This is a genomic window from Massilia sp. 2TAF26 (assembly GCF_052115005.1).
In the GTDB taxonomy this organism is placed as follows: domain Bacteria; phylum Pseudomonadota; class Gammaproteobacteria; order Burkholderiales; family Burkholderiaceae_D; genus Telluria.
This window is the reverse complement of the sequence record NZ_JBFRFV010000016.1, coordinates 87017-103594: the sequence shown is the minus strand read 5'-3', so window position 1 is coordinate 103594 and position 16578 is coordinate 87017. Positions and strand designations below refer to the sequence as shown.

The 16578-nt window shown below is 66.8% G+C and carries 16 protein-coding genes; 5 read left to right on the top strand and 11 right to left on the bottom strand.

Going from position 1 to position 16578, the window contains the following annotated elements; translation table 11 throughout:
* Positions 1 to 47 precede the first annotated feature (47 nt).
* The 5 genes from hemC (at position 48) to ppa (ending at position 4807) form a co-directional block, all read left to right on the top strand.
* On the top strand, positions 48 to 1028 hold the full coding sequence (gene hemC / locus AB4Z32_RS17305; RefSeq protein WP_442123093.1) for a hydroxymethylbilane synthase: 981 nt from the start codon (positions 48 to 50) through the stop codon (positions 1026 to 1028).
* Positions 1028 to 1798, top strand: coding sequence for a uroporphyrinogen-III synthase (locus AB4Z32_RS17300; protein ID WP_442123121.1), 771 nt, complete (start codon positions 1028 to 1030; stop codon positions 1796 to 1798). The genes hemC and AB4Z32_RS17300 overlap by 1 nt, the downstream gene beginning before the upstream one ends.
* Positions 1795 to 2967, top strand: coding sequence for a uroporphyrinogen-III C-methyltransferase (locus tag AB4Z32_RS17295; RefSeq protein ID WP_442123092.1), 1173 nt, complete (start codon positions 1795 to 1797; stop codon positions 2965 to 2967). Before AB4Z32_RS17300 ends, AB4Z32_RS17295 begins: the two co-directional genes overlap by 4 nt.
* Positions 2968 to 2977: 10 nt before the next feature.
* Positions 2978 to 4174: a heme biosynthesis protein HemY gene (locus AB4Z32_RS17290; protein ID WP_442123091.1), complete on the top strand. Its 1197-nt coding sequence runs from the start codon at positions 2978 to 2980 to the stop codon at positions 4172 to 4174.
* 96 nt (positions 4175 to 4270) lie between these two features.
* Positions 4271 to 4807 carry an inorganic diphosphatase gene (gene ppa / locus AB4Z32_RS17285; protein ID WP_442123090.1) on the top strand — a complete coding sequence of 179 codons (537 nt, stop codon included), beginning with the start codon at positions 4271 to 4273 and terminating at the stop codon, positions 4805 to 4807.
* Between the two features lie 64 nt (positions 4808 to 4871).
* On the opposite strand, the gene AB4Z32_RS17280 is transcribed toward ppa, so the two are convergent.
* The 11 genes from AB4Z32_RS17280 to AB4Z32_RS17230 form a co-directional block, all read right to left on the bottom strand.
* Positions 4872 to 5279: a hypothetical protein gene (locus AB4Z32_RS17280; protein WP_442123089.1), complete on the bottom strand. Its 408-nt coding sequence runs from the start codon at positions 5277 to 5279 to the stop codon at positions 4872 to 4874.
* 130 nt (positions 5280 to 5409) lie between these two features.
* Entirely contained in the window at positions 5410 to 6882 is a 1473-nt protein-coding gene (locus AB4Z32_RS17275; RefSeq protein WP_442123088.1) for a PA domain-containing protein, read from the bottom strand.
* Positions 6869 to 7309: a post-PEP-CTERM-1 domain-containing protein gene (locus AB4Z32_RS17270; RefSeq protein ID WP_442123087.1), complete on the bottom strand. Its 441-nt coding sequence runs from the start codon at positions 7307 to 7309 to the stop codon at positions 6869 to 6871. The genes AB4Z32_RS17275 and AB4Z32_RS17270 overlap by 14 nt, the downstream gene beginning before the upstream one ends.
* Positions 7310 to 7321: 12 nt before the next feature.
* On the bottom strand, positions 7322 to 7987 hold the full coding sequence (locus AB4Z32_RS17265; protein WP_442123086.1) for a choice-of-anchor J domain-containing protein: 666 nt from the start codon (positions 7985 to 7987) through the stop codon (positions 7322 to 7324).
* Between the two features lie 245 nt (positions 7988 to 8232).
* Positions 8233 to 9297: a branched-chain amino acid ABC transporter permease gene (locus AB4Z32_RS17260; RefSeq protein ID WP_442123085.1), complete on the bottom strand. Its 1065-nt coding sequence runs from the start codon at positions 9295 to 9297 to the stop codon at positions 8233 to 8235.
* Between the two features lie 2 nt (positions 9298 to 9299).
* Positions 9300 to 10325 carry a branched-chain amino acid ABC transporter permease gene (locus AB4Z32_RS17255; protein WP_442123084.1) on the bottom strand — a complete coding sequence of 342 codons (1026 nt, stop codon included), beginning with the start codon at positions 10323 to 10325 and terminating at the stop codon, positions 9300 to 9302.
* Positions 10326 to 10332: 7 nt separating this feature from the next.
* The gene (locus AB4Z32_RS17250) at positions 10333 to 11058 is read right to left on the bottom strand and encodes an ABC transporter ATP-binding protein (protein WP_442123083.1); all 726 of its coding nucleotides are present in this window, start codon (positions 11056 to 11058) and stop codon (positions 10333 to 10335) included.
* Entirely contained in the window at positions 11051 to 11830 is a 780-nt protein-coding gene (locus tag AB4Z32_RS17245) for an ABC transporter ATP-binding protein (RefSeq protein ID WP_442123082.1), read from the bottom strand. The genes AB4Z32_RS17250 and AB4Z32_RS17245 overlap by 8 nt, the downstream gene beginning before the upstream one ends.
* A gap of 1 nt (position 11831) precedes the next feature.
* Positions 11832 to 13025: a substrate-binding domain-containing protein gene (locus tag AB4Z32_RS17240; protein ID WP_442123081.1), complete on the bottom strand. Its 1194-nt coding sequence runs from the start codon at positions 13023 to 13025 to the stop codon at positions 11832 to 11834.
* A gap of 33 nt (positions 13026 to 13058) precedes the next feature.
* Positions 13059 to 13931, bottom strand: a complete 873-nt coding sequence (locus AB4Z32_RS17235) for an alpha/beta fold hydrolase (protein ID WP_442123080.1) — start codon at positions 13929 to 13931, stop codon at positions 13059 to 13061.
* A gap of 66 nt (positions 13932 to 13997) precedes the next feature.
* Positions 13998 to 16397, bottom strand: a complete 2400-nt coding sequence (locus AB4Z32_RS17230) for a TonB-dependent receptor (protein WP_442123079.1) — start codon at positions 16395 to 16397, stop codon at positions 13998 to 14000.
* Between the last annotated feature and the right edge of the window lie 181 nt (positions 16398 to 16578).

Below are 16578 nucleotides of genomic sequence, written 5' to 3'. Positions count from 1 at the left end.
AACCGGCGTCGGCCGATCCTGGCACAACGACAGTGAAAGAAATTGTTTTGAACGCTAATAACGACACGACGCAGCGCGTTCCAACCCGCCTCATTATCGCATCCCGCGAGAGCCGGCTGGCCATGTGGCAGGCCACGCACGTGCGCGACCGCCTCGCGGCATTATATCCGCATTGCCAAATCGATATTCTCGGCATGACCACCCGCGGCGACCAGATCCTCGACCGCACCCTGTCCAAGGTCGGCGGCAAGGGCCTGTTCGTGAAGGAGCTCGAGGTCGCGATGCAGGAGGGCCGGGCCGACCTGGCGGTGCACTCGCTCAAGGACGTGCCGATGGAATTGCCGGAAGGCTTCGAACTGGCCGCCGTACTCGAACGCGAGGATCCGCGCGACGCCTTCGTCTCGAACGACTACGCCAGCCTGGCCGGACTGCCGGCCGGCAGCGTGGTTGGCACCAGCAGCCTGCGCCGCCAGGCCCTGATCGCGGCGCGCTATCCGCAGCTGGTGATCAAGCCGCTGCGCGGCAACCTCGACACCCGCCTCGGCAAGCTCGACCGCGGCGACTACGCCGCCATCATCCTGGCCGCCGCCGGGCTCAAGCGCTTGGGCCTGGGAAGCCGCATCCGCGCCTGTCTGCCGCTGGAAGAAAGCCTGCCGGCTGCCGGCCAGGGTGCGATGGCGATCGAGATCGCTTCCGCCGAACGCAGCGACGGCGTCGACCTGCGCGCACTGCTGGCGCCGCTGAACCACGACGATACGTCGCGCGCCGTGGCCGCCGAACGCAAGGTCTCGCGCGTGTTCGGCGCCAGCTGCCAGATCCCGCTGGCCGCCCACGCTACCGTCGACGGCGCCACGCTGCACCTGCGCGCCATGGTCGCGACCCCGGACGGACGCCGCAGCGCCTTCGCCGAAAGCCACGGTCCGGTGGACGGACCTGAACAGCTGGGCCAGCAGGTATCGGACCGCCTGCGCGAACAGGACGCCGACGCCATCCTGGCCGAGTGCAAGGCCGAGTCGGCCGCACCCTGATGACCGGCGCGGTCGTCATCACCCGTCCCCGCCAGCAGGCCGAGCCGCTGGCGCGCGCCGTGGCCGCCCTCGGCCGCAGGCCGGTGCTGCTGCCGCTGCTGGAGATCTCGCCGCTTTCTGAAACGGAGCAGGGCGGGCTGCGCCGGGTGCTGGCCGGCCTGGACGCCTATGCGCTGGTGGTGTTCGTCTCGCCGAACGCGATCGACGCCGCCTTTGCCCACCTCGCGCACTGGCCCGAGGGCGTCGACATCGGCGTGGTCGGCGAAGGCAGCCGCGCGGCGCTGGCCAGGTACGGCGTGCCGGATGCCGGCGTGCGCGTCCATTGCCCGGCAGACCCGGCCCACAGCGATTCCGAACACTTGCTGCAGGCGCTCGACCTGCGGGCGCTGGCCGGCCGCCGCGTGCTGGTGGTGCGCGGCGACGGCGGGCGCGAGCTGATGCCGGACGCGCTGCGCGGCGCCGGCGCCACGGTCGAGACGGTAACGGCCTACCGTCGCGCGGTGCCCGAGCTGACCCAGGCGCTGGCCGAACAGCTGTCCGGCTTGCTGGCCGCGCCGAACGACTGGATAATCACGAGTTCGGAAGCCCTGCGCGGACTGGTATCCCTGGTCGAGCGCATGGGCGAGTCCCCACAGCGGCTGCGGCGCCAGCGCCTGATCGTGCCGCATGCGCGCATCCACGAGACGGCGCTCGCGCTCGGGTTCGAACAGCTGGTCCTCACCGGTTCCGGCGACGAACGCCTCCTTGCCGCGTTACAATCACAAGCATGAACGAATTGCCCAAACATTCCGAACAACCGAGCACGGGCGGCCAGGTGGTCCCGGAGACCTATATCTCGCCTTCGCCCGCCGAACCGCGCGTGCCGGAAGGCCCCCGCGTGGGCGGGCTGCTGAACAAGCCGCAGAACGTCGCCATCATCGTGCTGGCCCTGCTGCTGGGACTGCAGACCTGGTCGACCCACAGCCGCTTCAACAAGCTGCGCGAAGACGTCGCCAAGACCCTGCAGAAGGATAACGCCGCCAACGCCGAGACGTCCCAGCGGTTGGCAGACACCCAGGAGACGGCCAAGGAGCTGCAGGTCAAGGTCGGCGTGCTGGAAAGCCGCCAGACCGAGTCGGCCAGCCAGCAGGCCGCGCTCGAGCAGATGTACCAGGACATCTCGAAGAACCGCGACGAATGGGCGCTGTCCGAGATCGAGCAGGTGCTGTCGACCGCCAGCCAGCAGCTGCAGCTGGCCGGCAACGTGCAGGGCGCCCTGATCGCGCTTGCCAACGCCGACCGCTCGCTGTCGCGCTCCGACAAGCCGCAGTTCATCACGATCCGCCGCGCGATCGCGCGCGACATCGACAAGCTGAAGGCGCTGCCCCAGGTCGACCAGGCCGGCATCGCCCTGCGCCTCGACAACGCGATCTCGCAGATCGACAACCTGCCGCTGCTGGCCGACGAGAAGCCGGCCGAGCCGATCGCGCAGACCCGCGTGAATCCGCCGGCAAAGGCGGCAAAGCCGGCGACCGGCGCGGTGGCCGGTGCGAACGCGGTCCCGGCGGAAGAGATGTCGCTGGGCCGGCGCATGATCGGCACCTGGCGCAACTGGAGCCAGGAGATGTGGGACGACATGCGCCAGCTGATCCGCGTGCGCACCGTCGACCATCCGGAGGCGCTGATGCTGTCGCCGGGCGAGGCCTATTTCGTGCGCGAGAACCTCAAGCTGCGCCTGCTGAACGCGCGCCTGGCCCTGCTGTCGCGCAACGAAGGCACCTTCCGCGACGATATCGGCAGCGCCCAGGAGACGCTGGCGCGGTATTTCGACACCAAGGCGCGCTCGACCCAGTCGGTGCAGGCACTGCTGCGCCAGGTCCAGGCCAACAACGTCACCATCGAGGTGCCGGACCTGTCGGAGAGCCTGAACGCGGTGCGCAACTACAAATCGAAACCATGAGGAGCTGACGATGCGCTTGCTCCTCTGGTTGGTCGCCCTGATGGCGACGGCGATCGGCATCGCCGTGACCGCCCGCTTCAACCCCGGCAACGTGGTGTTCTTCTACCCGCCGCACCGGATCGATCTGTCGCTGAACCTGTTCGTGGTGCTGGCGGCGCTGCTGTTCCTGGTGCTCTACGTGCTGTTGCGCGCGGTGCGCGCCACCCTCGGCATGCCCGAGCGCGTGGCCGAGTACCGCCAGCGCAAGCGCGAGCGCGAAGCCAACCGCGGCCTGCGCGAAGCCCTGAAAGCCCTGTTCGAGGGCCGCTTCGGCCACGCCGAAAAGGCCGCCAAGCGCGCCGCCGAACTGCCCGAGAACGCCGGCCTGGCGGCCCTGATCGGCGCCCGCGCCGCCCACCGCATGCGCGAACCGGCGCGCCGCGACGCCTGGCTGGCCGGGATCGTGCACGACCAGTCGCTCAAGACCGCGCGCCTGATGACGGTGACCGAACTGCTGGTCGACGAGCACAAGCCGGAAGGCGCGCTGGAAGCCGTGGCCGAGCTGAACGCCAGCGGCCAGCGCCACATCCACGCCCTGCAGTGGGCGATGAAGGCCAACCAGCAGGCGCGCAACTGGCCCGAGGTGCTGCGCCTGGTGCGCACCCTGGACAAGCGCAACGCCCTGCATCCGGCGCTGTCGAGCCGCCTGCGCGAGATGGCCTACGAGGCCCTGCTGTCGGAAGGCGGCCACGATGCCGAATCGCTGCGCCGCATGTGGTCGACGGTGCCGAACGTGGACCGCTGCAAGCCGTATATCGCGGCGCGCGCCGCTAGCGCCTTCAATGCGCGCGGCCTGCACGACGAAGCCCGCCTGATCGTCGAGAACGCCTTGGCGTCCGAGTGGGACGAGCGCGTGGTGCGCGCCTACCGCGAAGCCGCCGGCCCGGAAGGCTCGGCCACGCTGCTGGCACAGATCGAGAAGTGCGAGGGCTGGCTGCGCGAGCACCCGGGCGACCCCGAGCTGGCCCTGACTCTGGGCGCGCTGTGCCTGCGCCAGAAGCTGTGGGGCAAGGCCCAGCGCTACCTGGAGGACGCGCTGGTCGATGCGACCAATCCGGAGCACGTGCGCGAAGCCCATCTGAAGCTTGCTCAATTGCACGAAGCCCTCGGCCAGCAGGACGAGGCGAGCCGCCATTTCCGCCAGTGCGCGCTGGCGACGGTGCTGTAAGCGGCGTCCGCTCGGGCTTGTGCGGCGCACAAGCCCAGGCCGATTCGCTATAATGGCCCCCTTTATTATTCCTACAGCAACCAAGCAAGGACCACCATGAGCCTGAACAACGTCAACGCCGGCCGCGACGTGCCGAACGATTTCAATGTCGTCATCGAAATCCCGATGAACGGCGACCCGGTCAAATACGAAGTGGACAAGGAATCCGGCGCGATCTTCGTCGACCGCTTCATGGGCACCGCGATGCACTATCCGTGCAACTACGGCTACGTTCCGAACACCATCGCCGACGACGGCGACCCCTGCGACGTGCTGGTGATCACCCCGTTCCCGCTGATCCCGGGCGTGGTGGTGCGTTGCCGCGCGCTGGGCGTGCTGAAGATGACCGACGAAGCCGGCGGCGACTCGAAGGTCCTGGCCGTGCCGGTCGAGAAGCTGGCTCCGCTGTACGCCAACATCAAGACCCATGAAGACGTGCCGGAACTGACCCTGCGCCAGATCCAGCACTTCTTCGAGCACTACAAGGACCTGGAGAAGGGCAAGTGGGTCAAGGTCGAAGGCTGGGAAGGCCCGGAAGGCGCCAAGGCCGAGATCCTCAACGGCGTGAAGACCTACGACGCACAGGCGAAATAATCGAAGTCTTTGCTGAAAAAACAGAGCCGGGCTTGCCCGGCTTTTTTCATGGTCGCTGCTTTATTCAGCGGCAGTCGTCCGGATGCAGCGCGACCCGGGTGGTGCTGGTGTGGTCGTTGAGCGTCTTCGGCGGGATCCGGATCTCGAATTCGACCGAGACGCCGGCGTTCACGAAGGCCGTCATGTCCTTGCAATACTTCGTCTTGAGGCCTTGCTCGACCGACTGCGCTTCTTCCGGCGAGCGTTCGAACCAGGTGCTGGACTTGGCGTCGTAGTGCAGCGTCCTGTTTTCGTAGGAAACGTCGGTCAGCTCGATCTGGTCACTGATCTTCACCGGCAGCATGGCCTGCTGCTTGGCCACGAGCTGAGGAATTTCCTCGTCGGCCCGCTTGCCCTGCCTGTCGTGGATGAAGGTTTTCGCTACCGCGATCACGACGACAGCGACCAGAAAGACTTTCAGATATCGCCACATTGCCGACCCCCAGGTTTGTATTTTTAGATAATGTTGATTCCAGGCAATTTTACAACAAGTTATAAATAATTGCCGGAATTACACATCAACACAACCCCTGGGTGGCCTGCTTCTCCTCACCAGCCGCTCGTCACCAGCCAATGTCCTGCAGCAGCGGATAGGTCAAATCGCGCGGCGGCGTCACGTCATGCGTCAGGTCGTCGTTGATCGACGGTTCCATCAGCTGGTTCGGCTTGGTCTCGGTGGTGTAGTGCGACACCGTCGAGCCGGGCGAGTAGATGGTCGGCGTGTACATCAGGATCCGGCCCTGCGCATCGGTGCCGGCCAGCCGGTTCTGGTTGATGCCCAGGCTGGCGACCACGCCCGACTGAGTGCGCGAGCGGCGCTGCAGGCTGGCTTTGATCGACACCCCGTTGGCCTGGGTGATGCGCACCGAGGGGATGGCGATGGTCGGATCGTTGCCGCTCATGCCGGTGACGTCGCCCGGCTGATTGTCCGCCACCACCATGCCGATCGCGCCGGCGGTCTGCACGTTCTTCGCCTTGGTGACGAAGTCGCAGCTGCCGCGGTCGACCAGGGCGATGTTGCCGCGTACGGCCAGCGCGTTCAGGGCGCTCAGCGGCGTGCAGGCCAGGCCGTTGCCGTCGCCCTGGTCGACCACCGGCATCAGCTGGCCGCTCACCGGCGGATTCGCCAGCGGCGGGCCGAAGGAGGCGTCGCCGACCTCGTAGTTGCCGGCGGCCTGGCCGGCGGCGCTGCCGGAGACCGCCAGGTTCGACATCGGCGCCAGCACCTGGGGCACGGCGGCGGTCACGCGTGGACCGTTCCACGACAGTCCGCGCCAGGTCACGGCCGAATGGGCGCGCTCGGCGGCGGTGCTCTCGACCCAGGTGCGCTTGGTCTGGTTGTTCAGCAGGTAGTAGTCCCAGATCGAGGGAATGTCCATGATCTCCTGGCCGGTCTCGTCGTCGGTGAAGGTCTGGAAGCCCAGGCCGTGGGCGAACTCGTGCAGCAGCACGGTGACGAGGTCGATCTGGTCGCCGAAGTTGCGGTCCAGGCCGAGGTAGAAGCCGGAGCCGGGCAGGCAGTCCGAAAACAGGCCCAGACGCGAATTGAAACGCGCGATGATGTGCGGCTGACCCGGGGTGGCGACGTCTTCGCCGGCCAGCTTGCTGGCCAGGGCGCTCGGATACCAGGTATTGGCGCGCGGCGCGTTCGGAAAGTCGCTCCAGATCTCGTTGGCGCCGGCCGAGCCCAGCACAGCGCTGGTGGCGGTGCAGGACAGCGGCACGAAGGAAGCGCCGATGCGGATCGTGACGTTGCTGCTCAGGGTCGAGCCCCAGAGGCCGGCGGCGTTCTGGAAGGCGACCAGGCGCTGCTGGCCCAGGGTGGTGCCGGGATTGCCGCCGACCGGGGTGGCCGGGGTCGGGTCGTTGAAGCCGACGCCGGGATCGTTCAGGTTGACGATCACGATGTTGGCGGCCGCATGCGCGCTGGTGACGGCGCCGATGGCCAGCGCCAGGGCCAGGGCGATGGTGGCGACGGCGGCGCCGGCGGCCTGCTGCAGGCGTGGATGGCCATTCGGCTTGTCAGCGGGCTTCATGGCTGTGCTCCTTGTGCTCGGCGTTGGCGGGATGGTGCAGCGCATCGTCGGCGGCGGCATCACCCTGCACGCACTGGCTGCTCAGCTTGCCGTCCGGGCCGCGCGTGACGACCTCGTAGACCAGGTTCTTCTCGCCCAGGCGCACGCCGCGCGCGCCGTCGCGCCGCGTCAGGGCCTTGTTCTGCTGCGGCGTGCCGCTCAGCGCGGCGGCCGAGGGCGGCGCCTTGGCGCGCAGGACGCGCAGTTCTTCCGGCGTCGGCGCCCGCATCTTGCCGGTCTGCGGATCGCGCACCACCACCATGCCTTCCTGGCGGTCGCCCCGGTCCTGCTTTTCCTGCTGGCCGGCGGCCTTGGCGTGCATGGCAAGCGAAGCCGGCACGCACAGCGCGGCCAGCATGCTCATGGTCATCATCTTCTGTCTGGACATGGCATCCTCCGGTCAGGCTTGCGATTTACGGCGGCGCAGGCCGAGCAGGCCGAGGCCGGCGCCCAGCATCGCCCAGGCGGACGGCTCGGGCACCGCGGTCACCACGCTGACCGAATCCAGGCCGACGTAGCTCAGGGTGTCGGCCGGTCCATGGTAGCGGAAGGCGAAGCGCCCGGTGCCGCTGGCGTCCAGCGTGGCGCTGAACTGCTGCCAGTCGGTGGGGTAGTCGGCATTCCCGCCGATGGTGGTGAGGATGGTGGTGAAGCCGGCCGGATCCAGGCTTGAACCGGACGAGAAGCGCACTTCGAGCAGGTCGTTGAAGCCGGGATCGGCAGAGTAGCGGGTAGCGAAGTTCAGCACCGTGATGCCCGACAGGTTCAGGGTCGGGGTGATCAGCCAGTTGTCGACCGTGCCCATGCCGTTGGCCGCGCCGAGGAAGTTGGCGGCGGCATAGGCGTCGGCGGCGCCGGCCTGGGCGGAGAAGATGGCGGTGTTGCCCTGGAACCAGCCATCGCCCGCCGCCGGCAGGCTGTTGTTGACCTGGGCCCATCCGCTCAGGCCGCCGACATTGCCGAATCCTTCGTTGAGTACTTCGACCCCTTCGGCCTGCGCGGCCGGGGCGCCGATCGCGGCCAGCGAGAAGGCCGCTGCCGCAATCACATTGTTGACGGGTTTCATTGAAAGCCCTTTCCTGTTAGCCAGTAGGATGGTGAACCGCTCGCGCTGGCTGATCGACGAGGCCATGCTGAACTCATCATATGATCGAGATGACAACAGGCGTTGATATCCAACTAAGGTGCGGGCTGGACTTTGGAAGTACCGCCGCGCTGGCTGGAAGGGGGCGTGGAGTGGGACTGGGGCGGGACGAAAGAGGCGGAGAGAATGAGGCATGTCGCTCCCGCGAAAGCGGGAGCGACGGGGCATCATTTGCGGCGGAACCGCAGCTTGCCGACGATGCCGATCGGGAAGAAGTAGATCGAGAGGATGAACAGCACGCCCAGCCACAGCATCCAGCGGTCGGGATGCAGGGCGGCGGCCAGCATCGGCAGGCTGGACAGCGCCTCGGAGGCCTGGCCCATCAGGGTCTTCAGGTAGTTCTGCGCGATGATGAAGAGGGCGGCGCCGACCACCGCGCCGTACATGGTGCCCATGCCGCCGATCACGACGATCAGCAGGATGTCGGTCATCACCTCGAAGCCGAGCGACGTCTTCGGGCCGACATAGCGCAGCCAAAGAGCCATCAGGGCGCCGGCCAGGGCGGCCACGACGGCGGCCAGCACATTGGCCCAGATGCGGTAGACCACGGTGCGGTAGCCCAGCGCCTCGGCGCGGAACTCGTTCTCGCGGATCGCCTGCAGCACGCGGCCGAAGGGCGAATTCACCAGGCGCAGCAGGAACAGGAAGAGGACCAGGCAGCCGAGGAACACGATGTAGTAAGTGATCAGCTTGCCGTCGATCGAGCGCCCGAAGACCTCGTTCTCGACCAGGGTGAAGCCGGGCGACAGCAGCTCGGGCACGCTGAAGGTGCGGCCGTCCTCGCCGCCCGTGAAGTCGGACAGCTGGGACGCCAGCACCGCGAACGAGGACGCCACCGCCAGCGTGATCATGGCGTAGAAGATGGCGCGCACGCGCAGCGCGAACAGGCCGATCACGAAGGCCAGCACGACGGTCAGCAGCAGGGCCAGGCCGATGCCGGCGAAGACGATGCCCCAGCTGGGCTCCTCGCTGCTCGCCAGGGCGATGCCGACGCCGTAGGCGCCGATGCCGTAGAACATGGTGTGGGCGAAGGAGACGATCCCCGTATAGCCCAGCAGCAGGTCGTAGGACGCCACCAGCACGATGTAGACGCAGATGGTCGCCGCGGTGTTCAGCGGCCGCGCGCCGCTGAACAGGAAGGGCGCCAGCAGCAGTCCCAGCAGGGTCAGGAGCAGGAGGGCGGTCAGCGCGCGGCTGCGCGGCAGGTCGCCGGAAAGAAGTTTGATCAGCATGCTCAGCCTCGCGACTTCGAATACAGGCCGGCCGGACGCCATAGCAGGATGGCGATCATCAGCACGATATTGGACACCAGCGCCACCTTGGGCGCCAGGAAGCCGGCATAGTTGGCCAGCAGGGCCATCAGCAGGGAGCCGATGAAGCAGCCGCCCACCGAGCCCAGGCCGCCGATGATGACGACGATGAACACCATGATCATGACTTCGCTGCCCATGCTGGCGACCAGGGTTTCCTTGTACAGGCCCCACATCACGCCGCCCAGGCCGGCCAGGCTTGAGCCAGCCGCGAACACGCCGACGAACAGGCGGCGGATGCGATAGCCCATGGCTTCGACCATTTCGCCGTTCTCGACGCCGGCACGGATCAAGAGGCCGATCTTGGTGCGGTTCAAGGTCAGGAACATCGCGGCAAAGACCAGCAGGCCGACCACCACCGCCAGCAGGCGGTATTTCTCGATCGCGGCGTCGCCGATGAAGATGGCGCCGCGCAGGGTGGCGGGCAGGGGCAGCGGGATCTGCTCGGCGCCCCAGATCACGTTGATCAGCTGCTCGGACACGATCATGCCGCCCATGGTGATCAGGATCTGTTTCAAGTGCTGGCCGTAGACCGGCATGATGACGATGCGTTCGAAGGCCCAGCCGATCAGTGCCGTCACCAGCATGGCGACCAGCACGGCCAGGCCCAGCACGCCGAGGTTGGCGAGCAGGGAATCGGCTTCGAGCCAGCCGCGCATCGGCAGCAGCACCATGGTGGCGCTGAAGGCGCCGACCGAGACGAAGGCGCCGTGGCCGAAGTTCAGCACGCTCATCAGGCCGAACACGAGGGTCAGGCCGCTGGCCATGATGAAGATCATCATGCCCATGGCGAGTCCGGCCACGGTCAGGGTGAGCCAGGTCGGCAGGGAGACGAAGGGCAGCACGGCCAGGGCCAGCGCCGGGACCAGCAGCAGGGGCGCGAGGTCGCGCCGGGCCGCCGGCAGCGGGGCCTCCGCCTGGGATTGGGAGATGGGAAGGGTTGCGCTCATTGATGGCTCATTGATGGGAATCCAGTGAAAGGCCGAGCAGGCGCTGCTGCAGCGCCTCGTCCCCGGCCAGGTCGTGCATCAGGCCGGCATGCGCGACCCGGCCGTCGTCCATCACGCTGACGGTATCGCCGAGGCTGCGAACGAAATTGAAGTTCTGCTCGACCAGCAGGATGGTGGTGTTGGTGTCCTTCAGCTCGCGGAAAGCCATCATCAGGCTCTGCACGATGGCGGGGGCCAGGCCCTTGGTCGGTTCGTCCACCAGCAGCAGCTTCCTCGGCTCGACGATCGCGCGGGCGATCGCCACCATCTGCTTCTGGCCGCCGGACAGGTTGCCGGCCGGGTAGTTCCAGAATTTCTTCAGGGCCGGGAAGAAGCCGCAGATCCAGTCGACGCGCGCCTCATCCAGCGCGCCGTTGCGGGCCGCCAGGTAGAGGTTCTCGCGCACCGTCAGTTCGGAAAACACGGCCATGCTCTCGGGGACGTAGGCGATGCCGGCGCGCGCGATGTCCGGGGTCGACATCCTGGTGATGTCGCGGCCGTCGAAGACGATGCTGCCGGCGCTGGCCTTCCACAGGCCCATGATGGTGCGCAGGGTGGTGGTCTTGCCGGCGCCGTTGCGGCCCAGCAGGACCGCCAGGCCGCCGCGCGGCACCACCAGGTCGACGCCCTGCAGGATGTGGTACTGGCCGATGTGGGTGTGCACGCCGGACAGGGTCAGGATCGGCTCAGACATGTTCCGGAGTTCCAAGATAGGCTTCCTGTACGATTTTCGATTGCATGACTTCGCGCGGCTCGCCGTCCGCGACCAGGGTGCCGTTGTGCAGCACGATGATGCGGTCGGCCAGCGAACGCACCACGTCCATCTTGTGCTCGACCAGCAGCACGGTCCTGTTGCGCTCGGCCTTGACTTGATGGATCAGGTCGAGCACCACCGGGACCTCGTCCACGCTCATGCCGGCGGTCGGCTCGTCGAACATCAGGATCTCCGGTTCCAGCGCCAGCAGGATCGCCACTTCGAGCTTGCGCTGGTCGCCGTGGGGCAGGGTGCCCACCAGTACGTCGCGTTTGGCGATCATCGACACGCGCTCGAGGTAGTGCTCGGCGCGCGCGATGATCTCCTTGTGGCCGAACCAGACCGAGAACATGTTCAGGCCGATGCCGGCGCGGCTCTGCACCGCCAGGCGCACGTTCTCCAGCACCGTCAGGTGAGGGAAAAGATTCGTGAGCTGGAACGCGCGGCCCACGCCGAGGCGGGTGCGTTGCGCCGCCTTGTAGCGGGTCACGTCGCGGCCGGCCACGTGCACGCTGCCGGATGTCGCCGCCAGCTGGCCGGAGATGAGATTGAAGTAGGTGGTCTTGCCGGCGCCGTTGGGGCCGACGATCACGGTCAGGGTGCCCGGGTAGAACGCGGCCGTCACCCCGTTCACCGCGACGTGGCCGCCGAAGCGGATCGTCAGGTCGCGGGTCGCGAGGGAAGGCTGCGCCTGTCGTTCCTTGTCCGCCATGTCAGCGCTTGTTCCGCACCGGCAGCGGCAGTTCGCTGGCCGGGATCTCGCGCACCAGTTCCAGCAGGTCCCACTCGTTCTTCTGGTCCTTCTTGATGCGGAAGTGGTACATCGGCTGCAGGGCCTGGTGGTCTTCCTTGCGGAAGGTCATGGTGCCCTTCGGCGTCTCGAAGGACATGCCTTCCATCGCCGCCGCCAGCTGGTCGCCGTTCGCGTTCGGCACCTTCGACAGCGCCGCATAGACCGCGCCGGCCGCCGCCATGCCGCCCGCCGTGAACATGTCGGGCGGGGCCTTGAAGCGCCTGGTGTGCTCGGCCACCAGCCAGTCGTTCATCTTGTTCTTCGGGAAGCCGTAGTAGTAATAGATGGTGCCTTCGGTGCCGGCGTAGGCCTTCCAGGTCTTCATCACCGGCAGGATGTTGCCGCCCGGGGCCAGCGTGATGCCGTAGCGCTCGGGCTTCATGTCGGCGATCTTGTTCAGCGGGTTCGGGCCGGCCCAGACGATGGCCAGCACGCGCGGCTGCGGCTTGTCCTTGAGGGCGTCGAACAAACGCTGGGTGGGCGCGGTGAAGTCGGTCGAGGCGGCCGGCGCGTATTCCTCGTGCACGACATTGGCCTTGCTGCCGGTGGCGGCCAGGGCTTCCTTGCCGGCCTTGATGGCGTCGCGGCCGAAGGCATAGTCCTGGGCCAGGAAGGCCACGCTGCCGCTCTTCAGGGTCGAGGCGGCGGCCAGCGCGTCCTGCATCGAGTTGCGCGCGGTACGGAAGATGTACTTGTTCCACTTGGCGCCGGTGATCTCGTCGGCCACCGCCGGTTCGACGATCAGCACCTTCTTGTATTCCTTGGCCACCGGCAGCATCGCCAGCGCCGAGCCGGACGAGGTGGTGCCGACCGCGAGGTCGACCTTGTCGTCGCCGTAGGCTTCGGCCAGCAGCGTGCGGCCGAGGTCCGGCTTGCCCTGGTCGTCCTTGACGATCACCTTGATCTTGCGGCCGTTGATTTCCATCTTCCCGCCGGTCAGGTACTCGAGGCCCATCATGAAGCCGGTCTCGGTTTCCTTGGCATAGGATTCCAGGGCGCCGGTCTTGCCGGCGATGAGGGCGACCTTGAGATCGGGCGCGGCGAGGGCGCTGCCGCCGGCGGTGGCGATGAAGGCTGCCAGCAGGGCAGTTGGGAGGGGCTTGATGCGGGTCATGTGGGTCTCCTCGTTTCTCTTACTGCGTTTTATTCAGGGCACGGTCGCCAGGAAGCGGGCGATCGCCTCGAGTGCCGCCGGTTCGGTCAGCATCGGCGCATGGCCGACCTGGGGCACTTCGACGTACTGCATGCCGGGGGCGGCGCGCCGCATCCAGTCGGACTGGCGCGGCTCCAGCAGGTCGGACAGCTCGCCGCGCACCAGCAGGACGGGACGCTTGCGCGCCAGCCGCCGGAAGGCCATGCGGCCCGCCAGGGACGTCGGACGGAGTTTACCGGTTTGTAATGCAATGGCAATGTTTGGATCGTAGCGCGGCGCCAGCCGGCCCTCGCCGTCCTGCTCGAAGGCGCGGCGCGCCCACTTGTCCCACTCCGCATCGGAGTTGTCGGGGAAGGCGCACAGGTTGATGTCCTTGACGTGGCGGGCGGCGTCGTTCCAGGACGCCAGCGAGGCGGTCTTGCCGGCATAGCCGGCGATGCGCGCCAGGCCTTTTTCGGACAGCACCGGACCGATGTCGTTGATGATGGCGGCGGCGATCAGCTCGATGTCCCGGGCCGCCAGCGCCATCGTGATCAGGCCGCCCATCGAGGTGCCGATGAAGACCGCGCGGGCGATGCCGAGGTCGGACATCAGCTTGACCACGTCGCCGGCATAGACGTTCGGGTTGTAGTTGTCGGGATCGGGATCGCGCTGCGAGCGTCCGCGTCCGCGCACGTCGAGCGCCAGCACGCGCCGCGACAACGCCGCGATCATCGGCGCGAGTTCGTCGAAGTCGGCCGAGTTGCGGGTCAGGCCGTGGATGCAGATCACTGGCAGGCGCGCGGGTCCCGAGGCGGAGGCGTAATCGCGTGCGTACAGCTGCAGGCCGTCATCACTAGTAAAGCTGATTTCAGTGTAGTTGGACATTGGAGCCCGTTGTGATTTTAAAAAAGGGCGCCCCGCGGGACGCCCTGCAGCCATCGGGCGGGGCGATCAGAACTTCACGTTGAGGGTGGCGCGCACGGTGCGCGGGTCCCCGTAGAACGCGGTCACGGTATTGAAGAAGCCGGAGAAGTTGTAGCCGGCGGTCTTGTAGCGCTTGTCGGCCAGGTTGCGGCCATGCAGTCCGACCTGGATCTTGCGGTCCGAACTGGTCCAGACCACGCCCGCATCCCACAGCGCATAGCCATCCTGGGCCAGCATCAGGTTGCCGGGGATGGTCGCGTCCAGGGTGGCCACGCCGGTGCTGCGCGCGATCTCGGTCTGGTACACCTTGCTCTTGTAGGAGACGCTGTTCATGAAGCTCATCGAACCCGAACGGCCCATGATGCTGACCGGCCAGTCGTAGTTGATGGCGATGTTGGCCGAGTTCTTCGGGGTGTTCTGGAACTCGGTGCTGCCGGCGATGTTCACCAGGCTGGCGCCGTTCGCCACCATCCACTCGTTGTACTTGGCGTCGATGTAGCTGTACATCGCGTTCACGCTGAGCTGGTTGGTCAGGTAGGCGACCGCTTCCAGTTCCAGGCCCTTGATCTTGGCCTTGCCCGCGTTGGTCAGGCTGCCGGCGAAGCCGTTCACGCTGCCGTCGGCGGCATAGGTCGGGATCGAACCCGGGATCTGCACGTTCTTGTAGTCGGTGTAGAAGACCGCGGCATTGGTCTGCAGGCGGCCGCCGTTCATCGACGACTTCACGCCCAGTTCGATGCTGCTGACTTCCTCAGGGTCGACGCCACGGCGCTTGGCCAGCGACACCACGGAGTTCGGGCCGCCGGTGGCGGCCAGGTCCATGCGCGGATCGAACATGCCGCCCTTGAAGCCCTTCGACCAGGTGGTGTACAGATTGTGTTCCGGGGTCAGCTTGTAGCCGAAGCCGAGTTTCGGCGTGAACTTCTTGTCGGTGCGGTGCAGGGCATCCTTGCCGAGGTTGGTGTTCGGCGCGCCGAAGGCGACAGCGCCGGCATTGCCCAGGCGCGGCGAATCGTTCAGGCCCAGGTAGGTCTGCTTGAAGATCTCGGCGCGGCGCTCGTCCTCGGTATACCGGCCGCCCACCGTGACGCTGAAGGCATCGGTCACGTTGTAGCTGGCGTCGGCGTAGGCGGCCCAGGTCTTGGAGTCGATGTCGTCGTGGGTCAGCAGCGACAGGCCGCCGGCGGCGTTGTACAGCACGTCGAAGTCGTTGTAGGCATTGGTCTTCATGTAGAACAGGCCGGCCACGCCCTGCACCTTGTCGCCGGTGTAGGTCAGCTGGAATTCCTGGCTGGTCTGGTTGTCCTTGTAGAAGGACGGCGCTTCCCACAGCGGCAGTTCGAGCGAATCGAAGTCGATCGGCGCATAGGACTTCGACTTGCGGTAGGCGGTGATCGACTTCACCGACAGGGTCGGGTTGATCGTGTATTCGGCCAGCAGCGAGCTGCCTTCGGTGGTGACCTGCTGCTCGTGGCCCAGCACCTTGTACAGGTTGGCGCGGGTGTCGTAGGTGCCGGAGGCCGGCTGGATATTGCCAGGTGCCGGGCCCAGGGTCAGGCGCCGGCCCTGGCGCGCCTCGGAATCGTCGACGGTCTTGTCGGTGGCCAGGCGGATGAACAGCTCCGGGGTCGGGGTCAGCTCGAGGCTGACGCGGCCGGCGACCACGTCCTTGTTGTAGTTCTGGCGGCCGTTCAGGATGTTGTGGCCGAAACCGTCGCGGTTGAAGGTGCCGACGGTGGCGCCGATGCGCAGGATGTCGGAGATCGGCATGCTGCCCTTGACCACCAGGTCCTTCTCGCCGTAGTTGCCGAAGGTGAGCTTGGCGTCCAGGGTGGGCTTCGGCGCCAGCTTGCGGGTCACGTACTTGACGGCGCCGCCGATGGTGTTGCGGCCGTACAGGGTGCCTTGCGGGCCGCGCAGCACTTCGATGCGTTCGAGGTCGTAGATGTCGGTGAGGGCGCCTTGCGGACGGGCCAGGTAGACGTCGTCGAGGTAGATGCCGACACCCTGCTCGTAGCCGGCGACCGGATCCTGCTGGCCGATGCCGCGGATGAAGGCGGTCAGCGTGGTATTGGTGCCGCGCGACGCCTTCAGGGTGGTGTTCGGGGTGGAGTCGGTCAGGGCGGTGATGTCGGGCACGGCCTGCTTTTCCAGCTCGGCGCCGGAGATGGCGGTGACGGCGCCCGGCACGTCCTGGATCAGTTCGGCGCGGCGGCGGGCGGTGACGACCACCTGGTTGATGTTGTCGCCGTTGGCATTGGCATTGGCGTTGGCGGTGGCGGTGGCGGCGGGCGCGGCGCTGGCGGCGGCGTCCGCACCTTCCTGGGCATGGGCTACCCCGACCGCGGCGCCGTAGAGCGCCAGCAGGACGGCGGTGGAGATGGCGGAACGGTTCAGCAGCATCAGTCTGTTTTCGGTACGACGCATTGTATGTCTCCTAATATTATTGATAGCGCATGCGTTCAGGTTTTTTCGCACGGAGGGAAGTTTGCCCCGCACAAGACTGGTTGAATAGATAACAACGCGCTCAACAGGTGTGCAAAAATGCACAGGGATGTTTTGAGACGCACCCATGTGTGACCTGAAAACGCCGGGTCTCACTCTGGCG